Origin of the sequence: Paracoccus albus, assembly GCF_027913035.1 — a bacterium.
In the GTDB taxonomy this organism is placed as follows: Bacteria; Pseudomonadota; Alphaproteobacteria; order Rhodobacterales; family Rhodobacteraceae; genus Paracoccus; species Paracoccus albus.
This window is the reverse complement of sequence record NZ_CP115775.1, coordinates 1,625,659-1,647,387: the sequence shown is the minus strand read 5'-3', so window position 1 is coordinate 1,647,387 and position 21,729 is coordinate 1,625,659. Positions and strand designations below refer to the sequence as shown.

At 58.6% G+C, this 21,729-nt stretch carries 20 protein-coding genes, 1 tRNA gene and 2 pseudogenes; 13 read left to right on the top strand and 10 right to left on the bottom strand.

All coding sequences use genetic code 11. The features are described 5' to 3' along the window. Positions 1 to 238: 238 nt before the first annotated feature. The 4 genes and pseudogenes from PAF20_RS08210 to PAF20_RS08195 all read left to right on the top strand — a co-directional run. Positions 239 to 730: pseudogene (locus PAF20_RS08210) on the top strand (branched-chain amino acid ABC transporter permease); the annotation flags it as partial. Between the two features lie 301 nt (positions 731 to 1,031). Beyond that, complete coding sequence (locus tag PAF20_RS08205; RefSeq protein WP_271073206.1) at positions 1,032 to 1,748, top strand: quinone oxidoreductase family protein; 717 nt, start codon at positions 1,032 to 1,034, stop codon at positions 1,746 to 1,748. Positions 1,749 to 2,090: 342 nt separating this feature from the next. Next, positions 2,091 to 2,399 carry a DUF1330 domain-containing protein gene (locus PAF20_RS08200; protein ID WP_271073205.1) on the top strand — a complete coding sequence of 103 codons (309 nt, stop codon included), beginning with the start codon at positions 2,091 to 2,093 and terminating at the stop codon, positions 2,397 to 2,399. A gap of 152 nt (positions 2,400 to 2,551) precedes the next feature. Continuing rightward, positions 2,552 to 2,710 (top strand): annotated as a pseudogene (locus tag PAF20_RS08195) (ATP-binding protein); the annotation flags it as partial. Between the two features lie 210 nt (positions 2,711 to 2,920). Here PAF20_RS08195 and PAF20_RS08190 read toward each other — a convergent pair. After that, positions 2,921 to 3,010: transfer RNA gene (locus PAF20_RS08190), tRNA-Ser, on the bottom strand. Between the two features lie 97 nt (positions 3,011 to 3,107). On the opposite strand from PAF20_RS08190, the gene trpB reads away from it, so the two are divergent. After that, on the top strand, positions 3,108 to 4,337 hold the full coding sequence (gene trpB, locus PAF20_RS08185; RefSeq protein ID WP_271073204.1) for a tryptophan synthase subunit beta: 1,230 nt from the start codon (positions 3,108 to 3,110) through the stop codon (positions 4,335 to 4,337). An 8-nt stretch (positions 4,338 to 4,345) separates the two neighbouring features. On the opposite strand, the gene PAF20_RS08180 is transcribed toward trpB, so the two are convergent. Genes PAF20_RS08180 through pth form a run of 4 tightly spaced genes read right to left on the bottom strand, consistent with a single transcriptional unit; the run spans position 4,346 to position 7,105 of the window. Then, positions 4,346 to 4,945 carry a DUF4893 domain-containing protein gene (locus PAF20_RS08180; protein ID WP_271073203.1) on the bottom strand — a complete coding sequence of 200 codons (600 nt, stop codon included), beginning with the start codon at positions 4,943 to 4,945 and terminating at the stop codon, positions 4,346 to 4,348. A gap of 24 nt (positions 4,946 to 4,969) precedes the next feature. After that, complete coding sequence (locus tag PAF20_RS08175) at positions 4,970 to 5,341, bottom strand: DUF2237 family protein (RefSeq protein ID WP_271073202.1); 372 nt, start codon at positions 5,339 to 5,341, stop codon at positions 4,970 to 4,972. Between the two features lie 34 nt (positions 5,342 to 5,375). Continuing rightward, positions 5,376 to 6,410, bottom strand: coding sequence for a DUF2332 domain-containing protein (locus PAF20_RS08170; RefSeq protein ID WP_271073201.1), 1,035 nt, complete (start codon positions 6,408 to 6,410; stop codon positions 5,376 to 5,378). Next, a complete protein-coding gene (gene pth / locus PAF20_RS08165) occupies positions 6,407 to 7,105 on the bottom strand; it encodes an aminoacyl-tRNA hydrolase (RefSeq protein WP_271073200.1) in 699 nt (232 codons plus the stop codon). Before pth ends, PAF20_RS08170 begins: the two co-directional genes overlap by 4 nt. Before the next feature lie 159 nt (positions 7,106 to 7,264). Here pth and PAF20_RS08160 point away from each other — a divergent pair, with 159 nt between their 5' ends. Then, positions 7,265 to 7,897: an ATP-dependent Clp protease proteolytic subunit gene (locus PAF20_RS08160; protein WP_271073199.1), complete on the top strand. Its 633-nt coding sequence runs from the start codon at positions 7,265 to 7,267 to the stop codon at positions 7,895 to 7,897. 114 nt (positions 7,898 to 8,011) lie between these two features. Next, positions 8,012 to 9,274 (top strand): ATP-dependent Clp protease ATP-binding subunit ClpX, encoded by a 1,263-nt coding sequence (clpX, locus tag PAF20_RS08155; RefSeq protein WP_271073198.1) that lies wholly within the window; start codon positions 8,012 to 8,014, stop codon positions 9,272 to 9,274. Between the two features lie 334 nt (positions 9,275 to 9,608). Here clpX and PAF20_RS08150 read toward each other — a convergent pair whose 3' ends face one another. The 4 genes from PAF20_RS08150 to PAF20_RS08135 all read right to left on the bottom strand — a co-directional run bounded on the left by PAF20_RS08150 (position 9,609) and on the right by PAF20_RS08135 (position 14,876). Next, positions 9,609 to 10,310 carry a gamma-glutamylcyclotransferase gene (locus PAF20_RS08150; protein WP_271073197.1) on the bottom strand — a complete coding sequence of 234 codons (702 nt, stop codon included), beginning with the start codon at positions 10,308 to 10,310 and terminating at the stop codon, positions 9,609 to 9,611. Further along, positions 10,303 to 12,270 (bottom strand): DNA topoisomerase IV subunit B, encoded by a 1,968-nt coding sequence (gene parE / locus PAF20_RS08145; protein ID WP_271073196.1) that lies wholly within the window; start codon positions 12,268 to 12,270, stop codon positions 10,303 to 10,305. The genes PAF20_RS08150 and parE overlap by 8 nt, the downstream gene beginning before the upstream one ends. A 159-nt stretch (positions 12,271 to 12,429) precedes the next feature. Next, the gene (locus tag PAF20_RS08140; protein ID WP_271073195.1) at positions 12,430 to 13,206 is read right to left on the bottom strand and encodes an enoyl-CoA hydratase-related protein; all 777 of its coding nucleotides are present in this window, start codon (positions 13,204 to 13,206) and stop codon (positions 12,430 to 12,432) included. After that, positions 13,203 to 14,876, bottom strand: a complete 1,674-nt coding sequence (locus PAF20_RS08135) for an acyl-CoA synthetase (protein WP_271073282.1) — start codon at positions 14,874 to 14,876, stop codon at positions 13,203 to 13,205. The genes PAF20_RS08140 and PAF20_RS08135 overlap by 4 nt, the downstream gene beginning before the upstream one ends. Before the next feature lie 165 nt (positions 14,877 to 15,041). Here PAF20_RS08135 and PAF20_RS08130 point away from each other — a divergent pair, with 165 nt between their 5' ends. From PAF20_RS08130 to dctP, 3 genes are all read left to right on the top strand, one after another. Further along, positions 15,042 to 15,557 (top strand): TRAP transporter small permease subunit, encoded by a 516-nt coding sequence (locus tag PAF20_RS08130; RefSeq protein WP_271073194.1) that lies wholly within the window; start codon positions 15,042 to 15,044, stop codon positions 15,555 to 15,557. Between the two features lie 88 nt (positions 15,558 to 15,645). Next, positions 15,646 to 16,944, top strand: coding sequence for a TRAP transporter large permease (locus PAF20_RS08125; RefSeq protein ID WP_271073281.1), 1,299 nt, complete (start codon positions 15,646 to 15,648; stop codon positions 16,942 to 16,944). 24 nt (positions 16,945 to 16,968) lie between these two features. Beyond that, positions 16,969 to 18,063: a TRAP transporter substrate-binding protein DctP gene (dctP, locus tag PAF20_RS08120; RefSeq protein ID WP_271073193.1), complete on the top strand. Its 1,095-nt coding sequence runs from the start codon at positions 16,969 to 16,971 to the stop codon at positions 18,061 to 18,063. Positions 18,064 to 18,142: 79 nt separating this feature from the next. On the opposite strand, the gene PAF20_RS08115 is transcribed toward dctP, so the two are convergent. Continuing rightward, entirely contained in the window at positions 18,143 to 18,802 is a 660-nt protein-coding gene (locus tag PAF20_RS08115; RefSeq protein WP_271073192.1) for a glutathione S-transferase family protein, read from the bottom strand. Between the two features lie 502 nt (positions 18,803 to 19,304). Here PAF20_RS08115 and PAF20_RS08110 point away from each other — a divergent pair. From PAF20_RS08110 to PAF20_RS08100, 3 genes are read left to right on the top strand one after another with little or no spacing between them, the layout of a single operon-like run. After that, a complete protein-coding gene (locus tag PAF20_RS08110) occupies positions 19,305 to 20,465 on the top strand; it encodes an isovaleryl-CoA dehydrogenase (RefSeq protein ID WP_271073191.1) in 1,161 nt (386 codons plus the stop codon). 3 nt (positions 20,466 to 20,468) lie between these two features. Next, positions 20,469 to 21,173 carry a flavodoxin family protein gene (locus tag PAF20_RS08105; protein WP_271073190.1) on the top strand — a complete coding sequence of 235 codons (705 nt, stop codon included), beginning with the start codon at positions 20,469 to 20,471 and terminating at the stop codon, positions 21,171 to 21,173. Then, positions 21,173 to 21,715, top strand: a complete 543-nt coding sequence (locus PAF20_RS08100; RefSeq protein WP_271073189.1) for a lysozyme inhibitor LprI family protein — start codon at positions 21,173 to 21,175, stop codon at positions 21,713 to 21,715. The genes PAF20_RS08105 and PAF20_RS08100 overlap by 1 nt, the downstream gene beginning before the upstream one ends. The last annotated feature ends 14 nt before the right edge of the window (positions 21,716 to 21,729 follow it).

Below are 21,729 nucleotides of genomic sequence, written 5' to 3'. Positions count from 1 at the left end.
GGTGCAACCCGTTGCAACCGTGCCTGAAGTGATAACGGCAGTTTAGAATACGGTCACAAAATAAGCGGGGCATTGCATTCCGGGTTCACTGAGAACTGCGCATGTCGGAAGCGAATGACAGTTTTCGGTGCAACCCGTTGCAAAATCCGCCTTGCTCGATGCTCATTTCGTTTCAGAAAGGGCTGCTGAACTGCGCATGTCGGAAGTGAACGCACATGCCGGGACGAAATAGCACCCCTTCGTGTGTAGCGGGGCCCTAATCTGGCGCGTCGTCCACTCTCCATTCGGGATGATCTTGAAGTCTATTCGCGAAAACGAAGCCCGTGCGACCTCGCTGGGCTATTCCGTTGCTTGGTACAAGCTTGGGGCTTTCATAATCTCGGCGATGCTGGCGGGCTTGGCTGGTGGCCTCAAGGCGCTGGTGTTCCAATTCGCCACGCTGACTGATGTGACTTGGCAGGCCTCGGGCGAGGTTATCCTTATGACTCTTCTTGGCGGGATCGGTACGATGGCAGGTCCTATTGTCGGTGCAGGGGTCATTGTGACTTTGCAGAACTATCTGGCTACTTCCGATTTTCCGGTGACGATTGTGACCGGCATTGTCTTCATGGTCTGCGTGTTACTATTCCGGCGCGGGTTGGTTGGCGAAATTCTCGCGAGCCGTTTTGGGCGGCACTTGGGAGCGCGCGACGATCAAACAGGCGATTGGGATGAAGGAGTATCCAATTGAATAGATTTGATTTCCAAGCCTTGCGGCGAAAGCTGGGTAATGGACAACTACTGCCCGGTCGCGGTGGAGGAAGCAGATGCACCCATCAACAATTACTACGCGCCCGGCTTCGCAAGCAACTTCATAGCCAACGATGTAGCTTTGTCAGGCAACCGCTTTGGATCAGGGTCTACAAATTCTTCTGGGTTCGTTGGTGCGCACAATTTTCCAGTTCGCTGTCAACAAGGGGTCTGGAATTGCGTGACAGCTCTATTGCGTTTGAATTTCTGGGAGTAAGTAATCCTCCGTGGGGAGACAAATAATGTCAAACGCCATTCGCATTACCCGAAAGGGCGGTCCTGAAGTTTTGGAGTTGTTCGATTACGATCCCGGTCTGCCAAGCTCAGGAGAGATCCTGTTGCGACAGGCAACGGCGGGAATCAATTTGATTGATATATATCATAGAACATCTGAAACAGGTCAGTGCAACGCGCGCTTGCCAGCCATTGTGGGTGTTGAGGGCGCTGGAATTGTCGAAGCCGTCGGTGAGGGGGTCGTGGGTATCTCTCCTGGTGATCGCGTGGCCTATTTAATGAATCTTGGCGCCTACGCTGAGCACCGCCTGATTGCAGCAAAGAGCGTTGTAAAACTCCCCGATGAAATTAGTTTTCGAGATGCAGCCGGCGCGATGGTCAAAGGTTGTACCGCCCAATATCCTCTCCACAAGATATGGTGCACCCGGAAAGGCGACACGGTACTTATACACGCAGCCGCCGGAGGCGTCGGATCTCGTCTGTGCAATTGGGCCTCTCGCCTCGGTGCTCGGGTTATTGCGACCGTTGGTAATGAGGAAAAGACAGAAATTGCCCGTCGGAACGGTGCGATCGATGTCATTAATTATCAAACGACAGATTTTTCTACTGCTGTTCAGGAGATGACCAATGGACAGGGTGTCGATGTGGTATTCGACTCTGTCGGAGCTGATACATTCGGGAAGTCCCTGACCTGCCTGCGGCCATTGGGGATGCTGGTAAGCTAAGGGCAGTCTTCCGGTCCTGTGACCGAGTTTGAGATTTCCGATCTGGCGGCAAATGGGTCTGTGTTCCTTGCCAAGCCGACGTTGGCGACTTTTGTGGGCGTTCCGGGATTGTTCAGGAGATGTCTGCCGGTCTGTTTGATGCAATCAAATCAGGTTTAGTGTCCTCTCAAATCTCACAGGTTGTTCGACTGGAACATGTGCCTGACATCCATCGAGCCATTGAACGCCGCGAAACGACAGGAACAACGATTATCACACTGTCAGAAGCTCTTTGAACGAGTTCTCGACACGCATAAGAATCGGCTTTGCTTATAAAATCCCGCTTATAAAAGGAGGTATCCTATGCCTGCACTCTGGATTGCTCACGTCACCGTCACCGATGACGAAGCATATAAAAAATATGCCGAACTTGCCGGTCCAGCAATAACCAAACATGGTGGCCACTTTTTGGCGCGCGGCGGTCGTTTGGTAAAGCTCGAAGGCAACGCGCGACCGCGCAATGTCGTTGCACAATTTTCAACGTTAGACGCCGGGGAGGTCTGCTACAATAGTCCAGAGTATCAGGCTGCGCTTAATCATGCGAGAGGCGCTTCGGAACGTGAACTACTGTTAGTTGAAATCTCAGAGGACCTGCATCGGAACGAACTCTAAATTCGACTTTACTCCCAGTCAGTTGGAACGGATTTGGTAATCATTGCCGTGATAATTAGACGTGGTGTTGATGTTCCAGCTAAAGTGTTTCGAGATTAATTTGAGACATATCCGGCAGCGTTGAAGTAGTTCCGGCACTCTGCTGGATCATAAAGGTCTTCGGCGATGCAAAGATGACCACCGCGCTGCTCGACCGGCTTACACACCGCTGCCACATCTTTGAAACCGGCAATGACAGCTACCGTTACAAAGCCAGTTCAGAGGCCGCAGAGAAAAAGAGAAAGGAAACCCCTGCATTGACCAAAAAATGACCGCAGAGACATAATAAAAGGTGGGTCAGTTCTCGGTGAAAATACCGGGTCACTTCTCAGCGAAAATCAACATACTAACCTTGTAAGTCGTGTCCGGGTAAGCGTAATGGCGTCCACTATAATCTTGTCATGAATGTGGGTTAAAATGTTGGCTTCTTTTGATAGAATTTGCACTAAATATATGAAAATAAATAAACATCATGAAGATATTGGCGGAGGAGGTGGGATTCGAACCCACGGTGGACTTTCACCCACGTCGGTTTTCAAGACCGGTGCATTAAACCACTCTGCCACTCCTCCGACTGCGCTCTGCTATCGTGAGTTTCAGCGCTCTGCAAGCCCGCTTGCCGCGCGGCCATCGCTTCGTTACGACAATGCCATCGCACAGGAGGCCGATATGGACGACCGCATCAATTCGCTCAGCCAGGGTCCGGACGAGCAGGGCCGCTTCGGGATATTCGGGGGGCGCTTCGTTTCGGAAACGCTGATGCCGCTGATTCTGGATCTGGAGGCGGAATATGGGCGGGCGAAGAGCGACCCGGCCTTCAGGGTCGAGATGGACGATCTGTGGGCGCATTATGTCGGCAGGCCCAGCCCGCTGTATTACGCACCGCGCCTGACGGAGGAGCTCGGCGGGGCGAAAATCTATCTGAAACGTGAAGAGCTGAACCATACCGGCAGCCACAAGATCAACAATGTTCTCGGCCAGATCCTGCTGGCGCGACGGATGGGCAAGACGCGGATCATCGCGGAGACCGGGGCAGGGCAGCACGGGGTCGCGACGGCCACGGTATGTGCGCGTTTCGGGCTGAAATGCATCGTCTACATGGGGGCGACCGACGTGGAACGTCAGGCGCCCAATGTGTTCCGGATGCGGCTGCTGGGGGCAGAAGTGGTTTCAGTGACCTCTGGCAAGGGGACGCTGAAGGATGCCATGAACGATGCCCTGCGCGACTGGGTGACCAATGTGCGCGATACGTTTTATTGCATCGGCACGGTTGCGGGGCCTCATCCCTATCCGGCGATGGTGCGCGATTTTCAGGCGGTCATCGGGCGCGAGACCCGCGATCAGATGATGAAGGCCGAGGGGCGTCTGCCTGACAGCGTGATTGCCTGTATCGGCGGTGGCTCAAACGCGATGGGGTTGTTTCATCCCTTTATCGACGACCGTGATGTGCGGATCATCGGCGTTGAGGCCGGAGGCCACGGTGTCGATGACCGGATGGAGCATTGCGCCTCTCTGGCCGGGGGGCGTCCGGGTGTGCTGCACGGCAATCGCACCTATCTGCTGCAGGATGAGAACGGACAGATCCTCGATGGCCATTCGATCAGCGCGGGTCTGGATTATCCCGGCATCGGGCCGGAACATTCCTGGCTGCACGATCAGGGCCGGGCGGAATACGTCTATGTCACCGATAAGGAGGCGTTGGAGGCATTTCAGCTTCTGTGCCGGACCGAGGGGATTATTCCGGCGTTGGAGCCAAGCCATGCGCTTGCCCATGTCCAGAAGATCGCCCCTGGCTTGCCCAGGGATCACCTGATGGTCGTGAATCTTTCAGGGCGCGGCGACAAGGACATTTTCACCGTCGCCAAGCATCTGGGCGTCGAGATCGACGCGGGCGGTTAACGCGTCAGCTAGATGACATTCATCTGCGATTCCAGTGCCGGGTCCGGGAAGATCATCCGGGCGCGGTTGGGCGATACCGCCTCGACAATTGCGACATCGGACCAGATCTGGCCGGCGCCGGTGCTGCTCAGCGGGTCTGCGGGCAGGTCCGCATATGCGGGTACATCGCTGCCCTGCACGAATCCGGTGCCGAGATAGATCAGGCGCTCGGAATCCAAGTGAAGGGAGCCGCGCGTCCGTTGTGACCCCGAGGTCTTCTCAAAACTGGTTCCATCAATCCGGCAATCGAAATTGTCATAGACAACCAGCGGGGATGTCTCTCCGGCCTTGATCGTGCGGCACTTCCAGTCACCTTGCAGCGCGTCTGTCGCCCCATCGGCGGACATGGCCGGACCGCTGAGGGTTTCGACGAGCGATGCGATATCCTCTGGCTGGCCGCCGGCAAATGCCTGCCGCAATGCGCCCGCGAAATGCTGGCCGAACATCGACAGCCTGTCGGCATCATCCGGACGGATGTGCGTGCCGTCCTCAAGGGTAGCGCTTTCCTGGGCGACAGCGGGCAGGGCGAGGCAAAGGGACAGTGCCGCAGCGATAGGCGTAAGGCGCATGACTTCCTCCGTTATGCGTCGAAGTTATGCCTGATCTGCGGCGTGGGCGCGCAGAAGTTCCAGGGGCACCACATCACTTGCGCGTGCATGCGTCGACTCCAGTACGACCTTCGGCGCGGCAAATTCCTGCGCTGCCTGCAGGAAGCGCGCGGCACACAGGCACCAGCGATCACCGGGCTTCAGACCGGGAAAGCGGAATTCGGGGCGCGGCGTCGACAGGTCATTGCCCAGATATTTCGAAAGCGCCAGAAATTCGGCCGTCACCACGACGCAGACCGTATGACTGCCCTGATCCTGCGCAGAGGTATTGCAGCAACCATCGCGGAAGAAGCCGGTCAAGGGATTGGTGGAGCAAGGGGCGAGCGGGCCGCCCAATACGTTCAGTGATGGCTCCATCTGGGTTTCCTCGTTATGTCTGACCAACGGAAGGCTATAATGTCCGAGGCTGCCAGTCGATCCAGCGGCCATGAAAATCGGCCCGGCCAAGATGCCATCTGTGCGCATCACCGGTCCAGAGTTCCAGCGTCAGGGCAGCACCGCCCGCGACTTCGTCCGCCTCCATCGAGAAATGTGCAAGCGGGGCGGAGGCTGTGGCTGCTTGGCCCGCGCGCTGCAGCCGCTCTGTCACGCGACGCTTTACATCAGCGGGGAAATACTGGAATGCAACTGTGTGATAGACGAAACTTAATTCGCCTTGTCTGTATAAAATTTGTGTTTCCAGCCAGTCCGATGCATCGCCCTTCTCAAGCTCGGGCGGGTGATCGGCAGCATGTGCGATTGCGGCATCCAGTCGTTCCAGCCGTGCAGGTTGATCGGGCCAGATATAGGCGCGCATCCGCAACGGGTCGGTATGGTCAAGGGGCGAAAGATCGACGCCGCGCCGCGACACGCTTTGCAGGCGAGCGTGACCCGGCAACGGACCGGACCAATCGGGTTGCAGAGTAATCGGCGCATTGGCGGGACCGATGCGCTTGCCGCCAACCGTCAGAGCGTAATCAGGGAAGTTCAGGTTCAGCCCTGCGCTTGCCCCAAGCTCTGACAAGGCCAGCGGCAGAGGGTGGTCTAACTGCCCGATTGCGAAGGAGGCGGCGGCAATCAGCGCGGCGGATCGCCCAACCTCATTCGTCTGCGGCGCGAATTGCAGCCAGTCAAGGATGCGCAACTCATGTGTGACAAGCACCTCTGCGATCAGCGAGGCTGGAACATCTCCTTTGCGGTAAGCGACCTCAAGATCGGGTGCTGCGCCATCCAGAACCAACCCGTGCAATGCACCCGACATCCGCAGCGGAACCGAGTGGCCCCGAGAGGTGATATCGCCCTGCCAGCCACGGACCTTTTGCGCGACAGCACCGTTATGGTGGCTCAGCACCTCGCCAAGTGTCTCGACGATCCGCGCCGTAAGCTCGGAACCCAGCTGCCTGCACGACCGTGCCTGATCGTCGAATGCAGTGCGAATATCGCTCATCTGAAACGGCTTGCCAGCGATTGAAGCTTTTCTGCGAAACTTTGCGCGGGCTTTTCTTCCGGTTCGCCTGTCTTCGCGGCGGGTTTGTCCGGCACCGGCTTCGTGTTCGCCTGCGGCTTTCCGCGACCCGGATTGACCCGTAGCGCCACCTTATTCTGAAAGCCCGGCCCGTCACCTGCCGCCAATGCCTCGGCCCCGTCGGAAATACCGCGCATGAGATCGTCCAGCCATTCGGCGTCGGCCTTGGCGAAATCCGACAGAACATAGCCTGCCACACGATCCTTGTGCCCCGGATGACCGATACCAAGACGGACACGGTGATAGGCTTCGCCAATATGCTGGTGGATCGAACGCAAACCATTATGGCCCGCGTGACCGCCACCCAGCTTGACGCGGCATTTGCCGGGGGCGAGGTCCAGTTCGTCATGCAGCACGATCACGTCTTCCGGGCCGATCTTCAGATACCGCATCGCCTCGCCCACCGACTGACCCGAAAGGTTCATGAAGGTGCCGGGTTTCAGCAAAGTGACACGCTCGGAACCCAGGCGGCCCTCTGCAATCTCACCCTGAAAACGCGACCGCCACGGTGACAATCCGTGATCCGACGCGATCCGGTCGAGCGCCATGAAGCCGATATTGTGCCGGTTGCCGGCATATTTCGTGCCCGGATTTCCCAGTCCGACGATCAGTTTCATGACCTAACCCACCTGCATTCAATCTCAAATTCGATCCATCCCTTGCGGATGAGATCGGGCGTTACTAAGACTCTGTCAACCTATCACAGGTAGAACATCGCCCTTTGGGCTTCGAATCGAAACCTTGGCAGGGCCAAAACAATCGGGCAGGGAAGACGCATGAGCGATCCGGCAGAATTTTACATGAACACGCTTGTTCCGATGGTGGTCGAACAGACCTCTCGTGGTGAACGGGCCTATGACATATTTTCGCGGCTGCTGAAGGAACGGATCATCTTCGTCTCGGGCCCCGTCCATGACGGCATGTCGACGCTGATCTGCGCGCAGCTTCTTTTCCTTGAGGCGGAAAATCCGTCCAAGGAAATTTCGATGTATATTAACAGCCCCGGCGGCGTCGTGACCTCTGGCCTGTCGATCTATGACACGATGCAATATATCAAGCCTCGTGTTTCGACGCTGGTGATCGGTCAGGCATCTTCGATGGGCTCGCTGCTGCTGGCGGCGGGTGAGAAGGGGCAGCGTTACTCTCTGCCGAACAGCCGCGTCATGGTGCACCAGCCATCGGGCGGCTTTCAGGGTCAGGCAACGGATATTCTTATCCATGCGCAGGAAACACAGAAGCTGAAGCAGCGCCTGAACGAAATCTACGTTCATCACACCGGCCAGTCTCTGGAAGCTGTGGAAGAAGCGTTGGAGCGTGACCGCTTCATGTCGCCGGAAGAGGCAAAGGAGTGGGGTCTGATCGACGAGGTTCTGAGCCCCCGCGGCAAGGCAGAGCCGGAGAAGAAGTGACCGCCGCACGCAAAACCCTTAAGGTTTCTTATGCCGTTTGGGGATTGAGGCGGACGACTTGCGCCCCTAACATGGGCGGAAAGACGGCGAACGGCCAAGACGTAAGGACGAAGCATGGCGAATGAGACCGATAGCAAAAACACGCTCTACTGCAGTTTCTGCGGGAAGAGCCAGCATGAGGTCCGCAAGCTGATCGCAGGCCCGACCGTATTCATCTGTGATGAATGCGTCGAGCTTTGCATGGATATCATCCGCGAGGAAACGAAATCCTCTGGCCTGAAATCGGGAGAGGGCGTCCCCACTCCGCTGGAAATCTGCCAGGTTCTTGATGATTACGTGATCGGTCAGGAACGCGCCAAGCGGGTTCTGTCGGTCGCCGTGCATAACCATTACAAGCGCCTGAACCACGGGTCGAAGTCGGATATCGAACTGGCGAAATCCAACATCCTGCTGATCGGCCCGACCGGCTGCGGCAAGACCTTGCTGGCTCAGACGCTGGCGCGGATTCTGGATGTGCCGTTCACGATGGCCGATGCCACCACCCTGACCGAAGCCGGTTATGTGGGTGAGGATGTCGAGAATATCATTCTGAAGCTGCTTCAGGCATCGGAATACAACGTCGAACGCGCACAGCGCGGCATCGTTTATATTGACGAAGTCGATAAAATTACGCGCAAATCCGACAACCCCTCGATAACCCGCGATGTGTCCGGTGAAGGCGTGCAGCAGGCTCTGCTGAAGATCATGGAAGGCACTGTGGCTTCCGTGCCGCCGCAGGGTGGGCGCAAGCATCCGCAGCAGGAATTTCTGCAGGTCGATACCACGAATATCCTGTTCGTCTGTGGCGGTGCCTTTGCCGGTCTGGATCGCATCATCGCACAGCGCAATAAGGGCACGGCGATGGGCTTCGGTGCCGAGGTCAAGGATGACGACGATCGCGGCGTGGGTGAGGTGTTCAAGGATCTGGAACCAGAAGATCTGCTGAAATTCGGGCTGATCCCTGAATTTGTCGGTCGTTTGCCGGTCATCGCGACGCTGACCGATCTGGATGAGGACGCGCTGATCACCATTCTGACCAAGCCGAAAAATGCCTTGGTCAAGCAGTATCAGCGCCTGTTCGATATCGAAGGCGCGAAATTGACCTTCACCGATGACGCGCTGACGGCTATCTCGCGCCGTGCGATCAAGCGCAAGACAGGTGCGCGTGGCCTGCGCTCCATCATGGAAGACATTCTTCTCGATACGATGTTCGACCTTCCGGGCATGGAAAGCGTTGAAGAGGTCGTGGTGAACGAGGAAGCGGTTGAAAACGCTTCCGCCAAACCGCTGATCATTCACGCCGATGCCAAGAAAGAAAGCGCAAAAACCGCAGTCTGATTGCGCGGGCTTATGGAAAATGACGATGGCCCGGTGCTGAACCGGGCCATTTCTCGTTTTGACGGAACAGGTCTATCCGGGGCCTGCAGACCGAACACACGATCTTCTCCTCGCGCCCGGCGAATAAGCCTGACGCTCAATTGCCGTGACACTCGGGTAACTTTAATGGCGGAATGTGGCTGCAACTGCGACCGGATACAGCCGCGATCAGGCGGGTAAACACACGCCACAACAGGTCTGGGCGGGTGGGCTGATTGGCTTCAGTTTCGGTGCAGCAGATTTCGGGATCGGGACGGACGGCGCATCATTCAGCATCGGAATGAAGTTCCGATCGCTATTCTTCGCCCCAGCCCTCAATCTCGCTCGCAACAAGATCCTGCAATTGCCAGATATAGGCGTCGTGAATGCCGGCCTGTTGCAACCCCTGCGCGGTGCGTTGCAGGTATTCTGCGCCGGAACCTGCGGCGCCATTGGCCCGCGACAACAGCCTTGCCTGCTCGGCGACAGGCAGATCGGTCAGGTCGATATCGACAGGATCGGCATAAAATGTCAGCGCCTCTGACCGTCCCTGCGCCGTCTCAACCTCGATCCATCGGGCATTGCCCGAAAGCTCCCGCGCGACGAGTTCACGCTTAAGGATCGCACGCATCGATTCGGTCTCGGTCCCCGGCTCGATCTCCATCACCAGACCTTCGCAGCTGCCGCCAGAAGCGAGCGCCAGCATAAGTCCTGGAAGTTCCGGCGTGCCACGGAAGTGGTCCAGCGGAATATTGAACTGCCTATGCCACCCGATTGCGGTGGCACGGTGTCGCGCCGCGACGGCAAAGCCGGGATTCCAGATCAGCGAGCCATAGGCGAAGATCGGAATCGGGCGTTGGCGATTGCCAATCAGCTGCTCTGCCAAGCGGTCCAGATCGGCTTCCTCAAGCAGATGCCATTCGGGTCGGTAAAGCAGACCGTCAACCTCGCGGCTGGCGCGCCGGACAAGGCTGTCGGTCAGGCGCAGTTCCTCTGAAGCGCCGCCGCCGTCAGACATCCAGCCCTTCTTCCTCCACGAAGCGGGCATTTTCCTGAATATATTCGAAGCGCAGCTCGGGCTTTTTACCCATCAGCCGCTCGACCAGATCGCCGGTTTCGCCTGCCGCGTCTTCGTCAATGGTGACCCGGATCAGCTTGCGAGAGGCGGGGTTCATCGTCGTGTCCTTCAGGTCCTTGGCATCCATCTCCCCCAGACCTTTGAAGCGCTGCACGTCGATCTTGCCGCGTCCGCCGATGCCCGTTTCCATCAACCGCTCTTTCTCCGCATCATCGGCGACATAGACGCGCTCCGCCCCTTGCGTCAGCCGGTAAAGCGGTGGGCAGGCCAGATAGAGGTGCCCTTTGTCGATCATTGGGCGCATCTGCGTGAAGAAAAACGTCATCAGCAGCGATGCGATATGCGCGCCGTCCACATCGGCATCGGTCATGATGATGATCTTGTCATAGCGCAGATCGTCGAGGTTGAATTTTGTGCCCATGCCAACGCCAAGCGCCTGACAGAGATCGCTGATCTCCGCATTCGATCCAAGCTTGCCCGAGGCCGCACCCAGCACGTTCAGGATCTTGCCTTTCAGCGGCAGCAAAGCCTGCGTCGTCCGGTCCCGCGCCTGTTTGGCGGAACCACCGGCCGAGTCGCCCTCGACGATGAACAGTTCGGTCCCGCTGCGGTTCTTGGCCGAACAATCGACAAGCTTGCCCGGCAGGCGCAGCTTTTGCGTCGCGGTCTTGCGCTGCGTTTCCTTTTCCTGACGGCGGCGCAGACGCTCTTCGGCGCGCAGGATCAGGAAATCGAGGATTGCGCCCGCCGATTTCGGATCCGCCGCCAGCCAGTTGTCGAAATGGTCGCGCACCGCGCCTTCGACCAGACGCTGCGCCTCGACCGTGGCCAGCCGGTCCTTGGTCTGACCGACGAATTCCGGCTCGCGGATAAAGCAGGAAACAAGCGCGCAGCCGCCGGTCAGCAGGTCCTCGCGCGTGATCTGGGCGGCCTTCTTGTTATTCGCCAACTCACCATAGGCGCGAACACCTTTCAGGATCGCGGCCCAGAAACCGGCCTCATGCGTGCCGCCTTCGGGCGTGGGGACGGTGTTACAATAGGACTGGATGAACCCGTCGCGTGAAGGTGTCCAGTTGATCGCCCAATCGACCTTGCCGGGCACGCCGAAACGGCCCTGAAAATCGACATTTCCGGCAAAGGGACGATCCGAATAGGTGGTGACGCCGTCCAGTGTCTCGGTCAGGTAATCAGCCAGTCCGCCGGGGAAGTGGAACACCGCTTCGGTCGGCGTCTCGCCGTCGTCGATTTCCGATTTCCAGCGGATTTCCACGCCGCTGAACAGGTAGGCCTTCGACTTCACCATTTTCAGCAGCCGCGCGGGCTTGAAGCGGTGATGGCCAAAGATCTCCTCATCCGCGTGGAAGGTGACGGTCGTGCCGCGCCGGTTCGGGGCGGCGCCGACTTTCTCAACCGGACCAAGCGGGACGCCGCGAGAGAAGCGCTGTTCGAACAGTTCCTTGTTGCGCGCGACCTGCACCACAAGGCTGTCCGACAGCGCGTTCACGACCGATGCGCCGACGCCGTGCAGACCGCCCGAGGTTTGATAGGCGTCGCCCGAAAACTTGCCGCCCGCGTGCAGGGTGCAGAGGATCACCTCTAGCGCGGATTTGCCGGGGAATTTCGGGTGCGGATCAATCGGGATGCCGCGCCCGTTATCGCGGACAACAACAGAATAGTCGGCCAGCAACTCGACCTCGATCCGGCTGGCATGGCCCGCGACGGCTTCATCCATCGAGTTGTCGAGAATTTCCGCCACAAGGTGGTGCAGCGCTCGTTCATCCGTGCCGCCGATATACATGCCGGGGCGCTTTCGGACGGGTTCCAGCCCCTCCAGCACCTCGATCGAGGCGGCGGAATAGCTTTTGTCGTCCTGAGTCGTCGGAAAGAGATCGTCGGCCATGCGCTGCTCATTTATTGATTTTTATGTTTATCTCATGAAGCGCCGGTTCGGGGCAAGGGTTTGCGGTCAGGATCGGGCAGGCCGCAAGGGATTGGGGTGTTGCGCCTTTATATGGTTAAGCGAACAGCGCGACCTGTCCGGCGCAAGGGCAGGGTGACGCTATGTCCCGCGCCATTCCGGCGGGCGTTTTTCCGCGAATGCCCGCGCGCCTTCTTTTGCGTCGTCGCTGGCGATCAGGGCGCGCAGTTCCGCGTCATTCTGGGCCCAGAATCCGCTGTCGTTCGTCGCTGCAGCATCGCGCGCGACACGCAGGCTTGCGGCAATGGACAGGGGCGCATTTGCGGCGATCTGTTCGGCCATCTTCATGGCATCGTCCATAGGGTCGCCGTCAGTCGCGCTATTGATCAGACCCCATGCCTGCGCCTGCATCGCGTCGAAGCGACCGCCGAGCAACAGGATCTCATTGGCGATGACGGGCGGTAGCCGCTGTCCCACACGGAATGCGCCGCCGCCACCGGCGATTAAACCAAGGCGCGACTCTGGCAGGCCGAAGATGGCGGTGTGCGCGGCAACGACCAGATCGCAGGCCAGCACCAGTTCAAACCCACCCGCAAGCGCCGCACCCTGCACACAGGCTATAACAGGCTTTGCCCGGTCCCGGCTGACGAAGCCGCCGAAACCGCCCGGCCCGAACAGAATATCCTCTGCCTCGCCGGTCAGGAAGGCTTTCAGGTCCATGCCGGCGGAAAAGACCGGACCATTGCTGGCAAGGATGCTGACCCGCAGGCTGTCATCGCTTTCAATGCGGTCGAAGACCTCGCGCAGGGCGATGGTTGTTTCGCGATCGAGCGCATTGCGCTGCTCGGGCCGGTTCAGGGTGACGATGGCGATGGCGCCGCGTGTTTCGAACAGAACCCGTTCCGATGGCGTGCTCATTGATGTTCCTTTTCTGCTGCCGCTTCGTCCTCGGCCAGGCGCCGCAAGTCGGCGCGGATGATCTTGCCGGTCGTGGTCATCGGCAGGGCCTCGACGAAGCGCACGACGCGCGGATATTCATAGGCTGCCAGATGCGATTTGACGTGACCGGCGATCTGCTGGGCCAGATCGTCAGACGGGCTGTAGCCTTCATTCAGCACCAGATAAGCGGCAACCACCGATCCGCGAAGCGGGTCCGGCTTGCCCACCACGCCGGCCATCTGCACGGCGGGGTGAGAGATCAGGCTGTTTTCAATTTCTGCCGGACCGATCCGGTATCCGGCAGAGCTGATGACGTCGTCGTCACGCCCGACAAAGCGCAGACGCCCCTGCGCATCGCGCGTGCCGCGATCCCCTGTCAGCAGCCATTTTCCATCCGGTCCTTCGATAAATTTCTCTTCCGTGGCCTCGGGGTTGTTCCAATAGTTCAGAAACATCACCGGGTCCGGCGCCTTGACCGCGATGGCGCCTTCTTCGCCTTCTTCAAGAATTTGCCCGGTATCAGGATCAATAACCGCGACAGTGTGGCCCGGAACCGGGCGTCCCATCCAACCCGGCACGGGATCTTCCAGGGCCGAGGCGCATGATACGATCATGTTGCACTCAGTCTGGCCGTAGAATTCGTTAATCGTTGTGCCGAAAACCTTGCGGCCCCAATCCAGCAGTTCCGCGCCAAGCGTCTCTCCTCCGCTGGCGACAGAGCGCATGTTCAGGCCATAGCTTTCCGCATCAGGATGCTGGCGCATGATCTTCAGGGCTGTGGGGGGCAGGAAGGCGTTCCGGATGTTGTAATCCCGGATCAGGTCGAAGGCGGCCTCTGGCGTGAACTTGGCAAAGCGGCAGGCGACCACCGGAATCGCGTGATGCAGGGCGGGCATCATCACATCCAGCAGCCCGCCGATCCACGCCCAGTCGGCAGGTGTCCAGAACCTGTCGCCGGGACCGGGCAGAAAATTATGGCTGATCTCGACCCCCGGCAGATGGCCCAGCAACACGCGGTGGGCGTGAAGCGCGCCTTTCGGATTGCCGGTCGTGCCAGAGGTATAGATCAGAATCGCCGGATCGTCGGCGCGGGTGTCGACGGGCGCAAATTCGGCGAATTGCCCGTCGCAGGCGGTGTGAAAGCAGGTCACATCATCGCCGGGACCATCGACGGAAAATATGACCTTGAGGTCGGGAAGCGCGCTACGCAGACCGGCCAGCTTGGCCGCGCCTTCGGCATTGGTGATGACAGCGCGCGCGCCGGAATCGCGCAGCCTGTGCAACAGCGCCTCTTGCCCGAAAAGCGTGAAAAGAGGGATCGCGATGCAGCCCATTTTGGACACCGCGACATGGCTGACCGCCGTTTCAAAGGACTGGGGCAGCAGCACGCCGACACGGTCGCCGGTCTCGCCATGTTTTCCGATGCCTATCTGTGACAGCGCATTGGCAAGCTGGTTCGACCGCGCTTTCAGTTCGCCGAAACTGTATTCCTTCGCCTTGCCGTCCGAACCTATATCAATGATCGCCAGACGTTCGGCATCCTGTTGCGCCCATCTGTCGCAGATATCCACGCCGATGTTATAAAATTCGGGAATATCCCACTGAAAGTTTCGTTCAACTTCGTCAAAAGTCGCTTCTTCTTTCAGCATCATCCAACCTCCCACATTCGCTCGACCGTGTTTCATCTGGCGAAGCTACGTCAAGGGCAATGTCATCTATACGCTTCAATTATGATAGCATTCTCTCGGCCGGAATCGTTGACAAGCCGTGGAAGTCCCGAAACACTCCGGCCCAATAACGGGGGGACAACAGGAATGATTGCAGTCATAGACTGGATCAATGAGGCAGTCGGACGAATCGTATCGCTTTTGGCGGGCGTGTTTGCCGCCATCATTATTTACGACGTTTTTATGCGCTATGTCATGAAGGCACCGACGCCCTGGGCCTTCGATCTGACAAAGATGATCTTCGGCTTCTATTTCATCATGCTGGGCGGCTATGCACTGCGACATCAGGCCCATGTCCGCGTCGATCTGCTGACCGCAACCATGCGCCCGGGCCTGCGCCGCTGGGTTGAAGTCGCAGGCTATGTGATCTTTTTCCTGCCCTTCAGCATCGTGTTCGCGCTGTATAGCTGGCAGTTCGGGCTGCGTTCGCTTGCGCAGGGGGAAAAGACCTATGGCGCAGTTCAGTTGCCGGTTTACCCGATCAAGCTGGCGATGGGCGTCGCAGCCGTGCTGCTGTTGATTCAGGGCATATCAGAGCTGCTGAAACTGATCCTGCATCGCGTTGAATACCTCGCCCCGGCGGAGCCTGATGATGTTCGCTGAATTCATTGACGCTTCAATCGCTTTCGTAAACCAGTCAGTCGGCTGGATGGCCATTCCGGGACTGGATGGCGGGGCCATTGCGCTGATCATGGCGGGCATGCTGGTGCTGGGCCTGTTCATGGGGCACCCGCTGGCATTCGTGCTGGGCGGGACGGCCATTCTGGGTGCTTTCATCGCCGGCAAACCGATGGTGCTGGGCATCACGATCAACCGGATTTTTGGCGATGTGCTGGACAATTTCACGCTCATCGCGATTCCGCTGTTTGTCTTGATGGCAAGGTTCCTGTCCGACAGCGGCGTGACCGACAAAATGTTCGAGGCGCTGCGTCACCTGATGGCCAATGTTCGCGGCGGATTGGGGTTGGCGGTCGTGTTCATCTCTATCCTGCTGGCGGCAACGACCGGCATTATCGGGGCTTCGATTACCGTGATGGGGGTGATGGCGCTGAAACCGATGCTGCAATATGGCTATGACAAACGTCTGACGACCGGGCTTATCGGTGCCTCTGGCTGTCTGGGTATTCTGATCCCGCCGTCGATCATGTTGATCCTGATGGCATCCTATGCGCCGGGTTTGTCGGTCGGGGAATTGTTCGCGGGTGCCATGCTTCCCGGCGTCATTCTTGGACTGATGTACGCGGTATATGTCTATATTCTGGCAGTGATCCGACCCGATCTGGCGCCGCGCGTGTCCGAGCATGAACAGATCTCGCGCGGTGACATGTGGCGTATGCTGATTGTCGAGGCCGTGCCACCGCTGATCCTGATCCTCGGTATCCTTGGTTCCATGCTGATGGGGATCGCCACCGCGACAGAGGCATCTGCGATTGGTGCGCTTCTGGCGCTGCTGATCGTGATCTTTCGGGGTCGCTTCACATTAGCCAATTTCTACAGCGCCTTTCTGGAAACCGGCCGCACATCTGCAATGATCCTGTTCATCGTGGTGGGTGCCACGGCCTTTACCGGCGTGTTCAACATCACGGGCGGTCTGACTGCAACGCAGGATTTGATCCGGGGACTGGCGGAAAACCCCAGTACGCTGCTTGTCGTCATGCTGGTGACGGTCTTCATTCTTGGCATGTTCCTTGACTGGACCGGCATCGTGCTGCTGTGCTTTCCGATCTTTCTGCCGATCGTGAACGAAATGGGTGTCAGCCCGCTGTGGTTCGTTGTGCTGATGGCGGTCGTGTTGCAGACCAGCTTCCTGTCGCCGCCCTTCGGCTATGCACTGTTCTATATGCGGGCGATTTCACCCCCCGATATCAGCACCGGCGACATCATCCGCGGCGTCCTGCCGTTCATCGCCATGGTTCTGGTGATGTGCGGGCTGATCGTCCTGTTCCCGCAGCTGGTAACCTGGCTGCCGGAAACGCTCTACCAAAACTAACCATAACCAACAGGGAGAAGACTTATGCTTTCGAAATATCTGACAGGTGCCGCAGTGGCCGCACTTCTGGCAGGCCCCGCGCTTGCCGAAAACTGGACCATGACGACCACCTGGCCAGCCTCGCTGGAGCTGATCGAGATCGACAAGAAATTCGTCGAGATCGCCAATGCACTGGTTCCGGATGAGGAACTGACCATCGAGTTCTTCGAAGGCGGTGCTCTCGTGCCAGCCGGCGAAGTTTTTGGCGCGGTCGAATCCGGCACCATTCAGGCGGGTGGCGACTGGCCGGGTTACTGGGCAGGGCGCGATGCTGCGTTTTCTCCGCTGTCGACGACAGCCAGCCTGTTCAATGCGGTTGACTATGTGAACTGGATCAAAGGCTGGGGCGGGGCAGAGCTGTATAACGAAATCTACGGCAATTTCGGTATGGTCTATCTGCCATACGGCGTGACCAACAACGAATCCGGCTTCCGCACCGTCGATAAAGCGATCCAGACGACCGAGGATCTGCAGGGTATGCGGCTGCGTCTTTCCGGGCTGGAGCAAGGCATTCTGCTGGGCAAGCTGGGTGGCAGCCAGGTCAGCATGGCCGGCGGCGAAATCTACCAGTCGCTGGAACGCGGCGTGATCGACGGGGCAGAATTCTCGACCCCGAATGTCGATTTGTCGGGCGGCTTCGATCAGGTGACCAAACACTGGTCGACTCCGGGCTGGCACCAGTCGTCATCCGTGTTCGGCGTGATGATCAACAAGGCGTCGTGGGACGCATTGTCACCCGAAACGCAGGAAATGCTGAAGACGGCTGCTGATGCAACCATGCTGTGGTCGCTGGCCAATACCGAAAAGCGCGCGACCGAAGCCTATCAGTCCTTCCAGGATGCCGGGATCGAAATCTCGCGGCTGGACGATGCGACGCTGGAAAATATCCAGACGATGGCAAACGAAACCATCACCGAGGTGGCCTGCGAAAACCCGAACTCCGCGAAGGTTTATGCGTCAATGCTGACCTATCTGGAGGATTACAGCAAATGGCGTGATGCCTCGGCCCCGTTCAACCTTGGCCGCTCGCCCGCCGGACCTGATCTGGCCGCGATAGAGGCATGTGCGACAGGCGGCTGACCGCAGCCTGAGCAAAGAAAAGTGGGGGCGCGGCCGGATCAGGCCGCGCCCGTTTTTCTGTTTGCCCGTCGCGTTAGGTTTATTCCGGCTCTGCCAGCCGCGACTGCCACATCTTCTGAAAGGCTGGACGGGCCTGCGCATCGGTCAGCCATTGGTGAAGCGCCGGAAACTGTTCCATCAGCGGACCATAGCCCTGCGCATAACGGATCGTTTCCGCCACGGCGATATCTGCGACCGTAAAACGATGCCCCACCAGATGGTCATGTTCGGCAAAGTGATTGTCGAGCACGCTGAAAGGCCGGATCAACCGCTCTGCCGCATTGGCGATCAATGCCTGATCCTCGCCCGATTGCGCTTGCCCGCGACCATGAAGAAACAGCAGCGTCAGCGCATCCGGTTCGATTTCAGTGGCCGCGTAAAAACTCCATTGCGACATCAGCGCATCTTCCATCGCGTCCTTGGGCCCCAACGGTGCGCCGTGTTTTCGCGCCAGATAGAGGATGATCGCATAGGATTCCGACATGACGAAGCCGTCATCCTCAATCACCGGAACAGCACCGGCGCGGGAAAGCTCAAGAAACGACGCGCTATGTGTGTTCAGCGGCGCGTCAGCCGCATCGGGGTCGGCCAGCCTATACGCTTGAATGACCGGCACCTGCCGAAAAGGCAGCCCGATTTCATGACACAGCCAGATGATGCGCGAGGCGCGTGATCGGGTGACCCCGTGGATTGTCAACATATCATACCTTCTTTCAGCCCGGTCAGAATCAAGGTCCAACGATGCTTGTCAATGATCAACTGCATTCGTCGGGCCCGTCAAAGCGCGCGATGCAGGAAGGTGTCATTTGGAATGTCGCGCCGGTAATGTTGATTAAATCTCGCCACGATCGCAGCCCTTCATGCGGCAAAAACAGAAAGCGCTAACCTAAGGTAGCAGAAGCCTGGACATCAACGCGGCACAATTTGCTGGCCTCGCACGCTTCCAGTTGCTGCTCGGCGTGACAGGTTGTGGTGCTTTGCAGATGGCTGACATTGGGGGGGCGGACGGGCAATTCTTGGTTAAGCGAACAACCTGATCGGGCTCTTGCTGCTGGCGAGAATCTTTAAGCTTGGCGCTTATGCAATCCGATGATTGACGCATTGCAACGCAAAGCGCAGTCTTCTGTTGACGCGAGGGGGGAGGATCGCGCATAAGTCACATTATATGAACAAGCGTTCAAATAAACGGAAGGGGAGGTCCGATGTTCAATCACGGGATGGAATTCGATCTGGGCGAGGATATCGGCGCACTGCGCGAGATGGTGCATCGCTTTGCGCAGGAACGCATCAAGCCGCTGGCCGCCAAGACCGATACGGACAATGCCTTCCCCAATGAGCTGTGGCAGGAATTTGGTGAACTGGGCCTGCTGGGCATCACCGTGGCCGAGGAATATGGCGGCTCGGGCATGGGTTATCTGGCCCACACGATCGCGACAGAGGAAATCGCACGGGCATCCGCCTCTATCAGCCTGTCTTACGGGGCGCATTCCAATCTGTGTGTGAACCAGCTGAAGCTGAACGCCAGTGAAGAGCAGAAGCAGAAATATCTGCCGAAGCTCTGCTCGGGCGAACATATCGGCGCTTTGGCCATGTCCGAGGAGGGCGCCGGTTCAGATGTCGTCGGCATGAAGCTGAAGGCGGAAAAGCGCAATGGCTACTATGTGCTGAACGGCGCGAAATACTGGATCACCAACGGCCCGGATGCCGACACGCTGGTGGTCTATGCCAAGACCGACCCCGAGGCGGGATCGAAGGGCATCACCGCTTTCATCGTTGAAAAGGGCATGACCGGCTTCACGCAAGGTCCGCATTTCGACAAGGTCGGGATGCGTGGCTCGAATACTGGCGAGTTGATCTTCGACAATTGCGAAGTCCCGTTCGAGAATGTGCTGGGTCAGGAAGGCAAAGGCGTGCGCGTGCTGATGTCCGGCCTCGATTACGAGCGCCTCGTGCTGTCGGGGATCGGGACAGGGATCATGGCGGCCTGTCTGGATGAGGTCGTGCCCTACAGCAAGGAACGCAAGCAGTTCGGAAAGCCGATCGGGGATTTCCAGCTTATGCAGGCGAAGATCGCCGATATGTATGTCGCGATGAACACCGCCAAGGCCTATGTCTACGAGGTCGCCAAGGCCTGTGACGCGGGCAAGGTCACGCGGCAGGACGCGGCGGGGGCGGTGCTTTATGCCTCCGAACAGGCGATGGTGCAGGCCCATCAGGCGGTGCAGGCGCTCGGCGGGGCAGGCTTCCTGAATGACAGCGTGGTCAGCCGCCTGTTCCGTGATGCGAAACTGATGGAGATCGGGGCAGGGACCAGCGAAATCCGCCGGATGCTGATCGGGCGGGAACTGATGGCCGGGGCGTAGTCCGTGGCCGGGCTCTCTGCCGTCATTATCAACTGCTCGCTGCAACGCCGCAGTGCGGACAGCCATACGCAGGTGTTGTTGGATGCCTGCGGCGATCTGATGCGCGGGCAGGGCGTTGCCGTTGAAGATATCCATATGCTGGATCATCAGGTGCCCCCTGGTGTCTATCCCGATATGCGCGAACATGGCTGGGAGCGCGACGATTGGCCGGACATCCTTTGGCCCAAGGTCCGCGACGCCGATATCCTGATCGTCGGCACGCCGCTTTGGCTGGGCGAAGAAAGTAGCGTCTGCCGCATCCTGATCGAGCGTCTCTATGCCATGTCGGGGATGCTGAACGATAAGGGGCAGTCGGTATTCTATGGCAAGACTGGCGGCTGCGTGATCACCGGGAACGAGGACGGCATCAAGCACACCGCCATGACGCTGGCTTTCGCGATGAACCATGTCGGCTACACCATCCCGCCACAGGCCGATTGCGGCTGGATCGGAGAGGCCGGGCCGGGGCCAAGCTTTGGCGACAGGGCCGAAGATGGCAGCCGCGCCGGTTTCGACAATGATTTCACACGCCGAAACACGACGATCATGTGCTGGAACCTGATGCACGTGGCGCGGATGCTGAAAGGCGGCATCCCGACCGAAGGCAATGACCGCAATGCGTTCAAGGCAGGCGAGACATTCGGTTTCAGATTGCCGGGGGATGGATGATGGCCAGGACAGCCCCGCTTAAAACAGCGATACCACTTTTGTTCATGCTGGCGGGTCAGGTTGCTGCGCAGGAGCCTCTGGCTGATACATCACTGGTTGAAGCCTGCCTTGACAATGTCTCTGTCGCGCAGGCGGATGGGGTCGATATGGAACCGCAGGATAGCATCGGCGTGACTGCAAGCGCCTGTATGTCACTGCCGGGCGGGGATTCCACCGCAGGCATGATAAGCTGCACATCGGCTGAGATCGATTTCTGGGACGGTTTGCTGAATGAAAGCTATCAGGCGCTGATGGCAGATGCGCAGGGCTGGTCGCCCTCGGGCGATCCGGGTGTGACACAGGAGATGGCGCCCGACTTGCTGCTGCGCCAGATGCAGCGCGACTGGATCGCCTATCGCGATTCAAGCTGCGATTTTGCCGCACGCCCGTGGGAAGGCGGCACGATCATTGGCGTCATCCGCGCCGGCTGCCTGCTGGATGAAACCGCTGAACAGGCGATCCGGCTGCAACGCGCCGGGTTTGCCGAAGAAGTAAGAAGATGATGGGCGAGCAATAC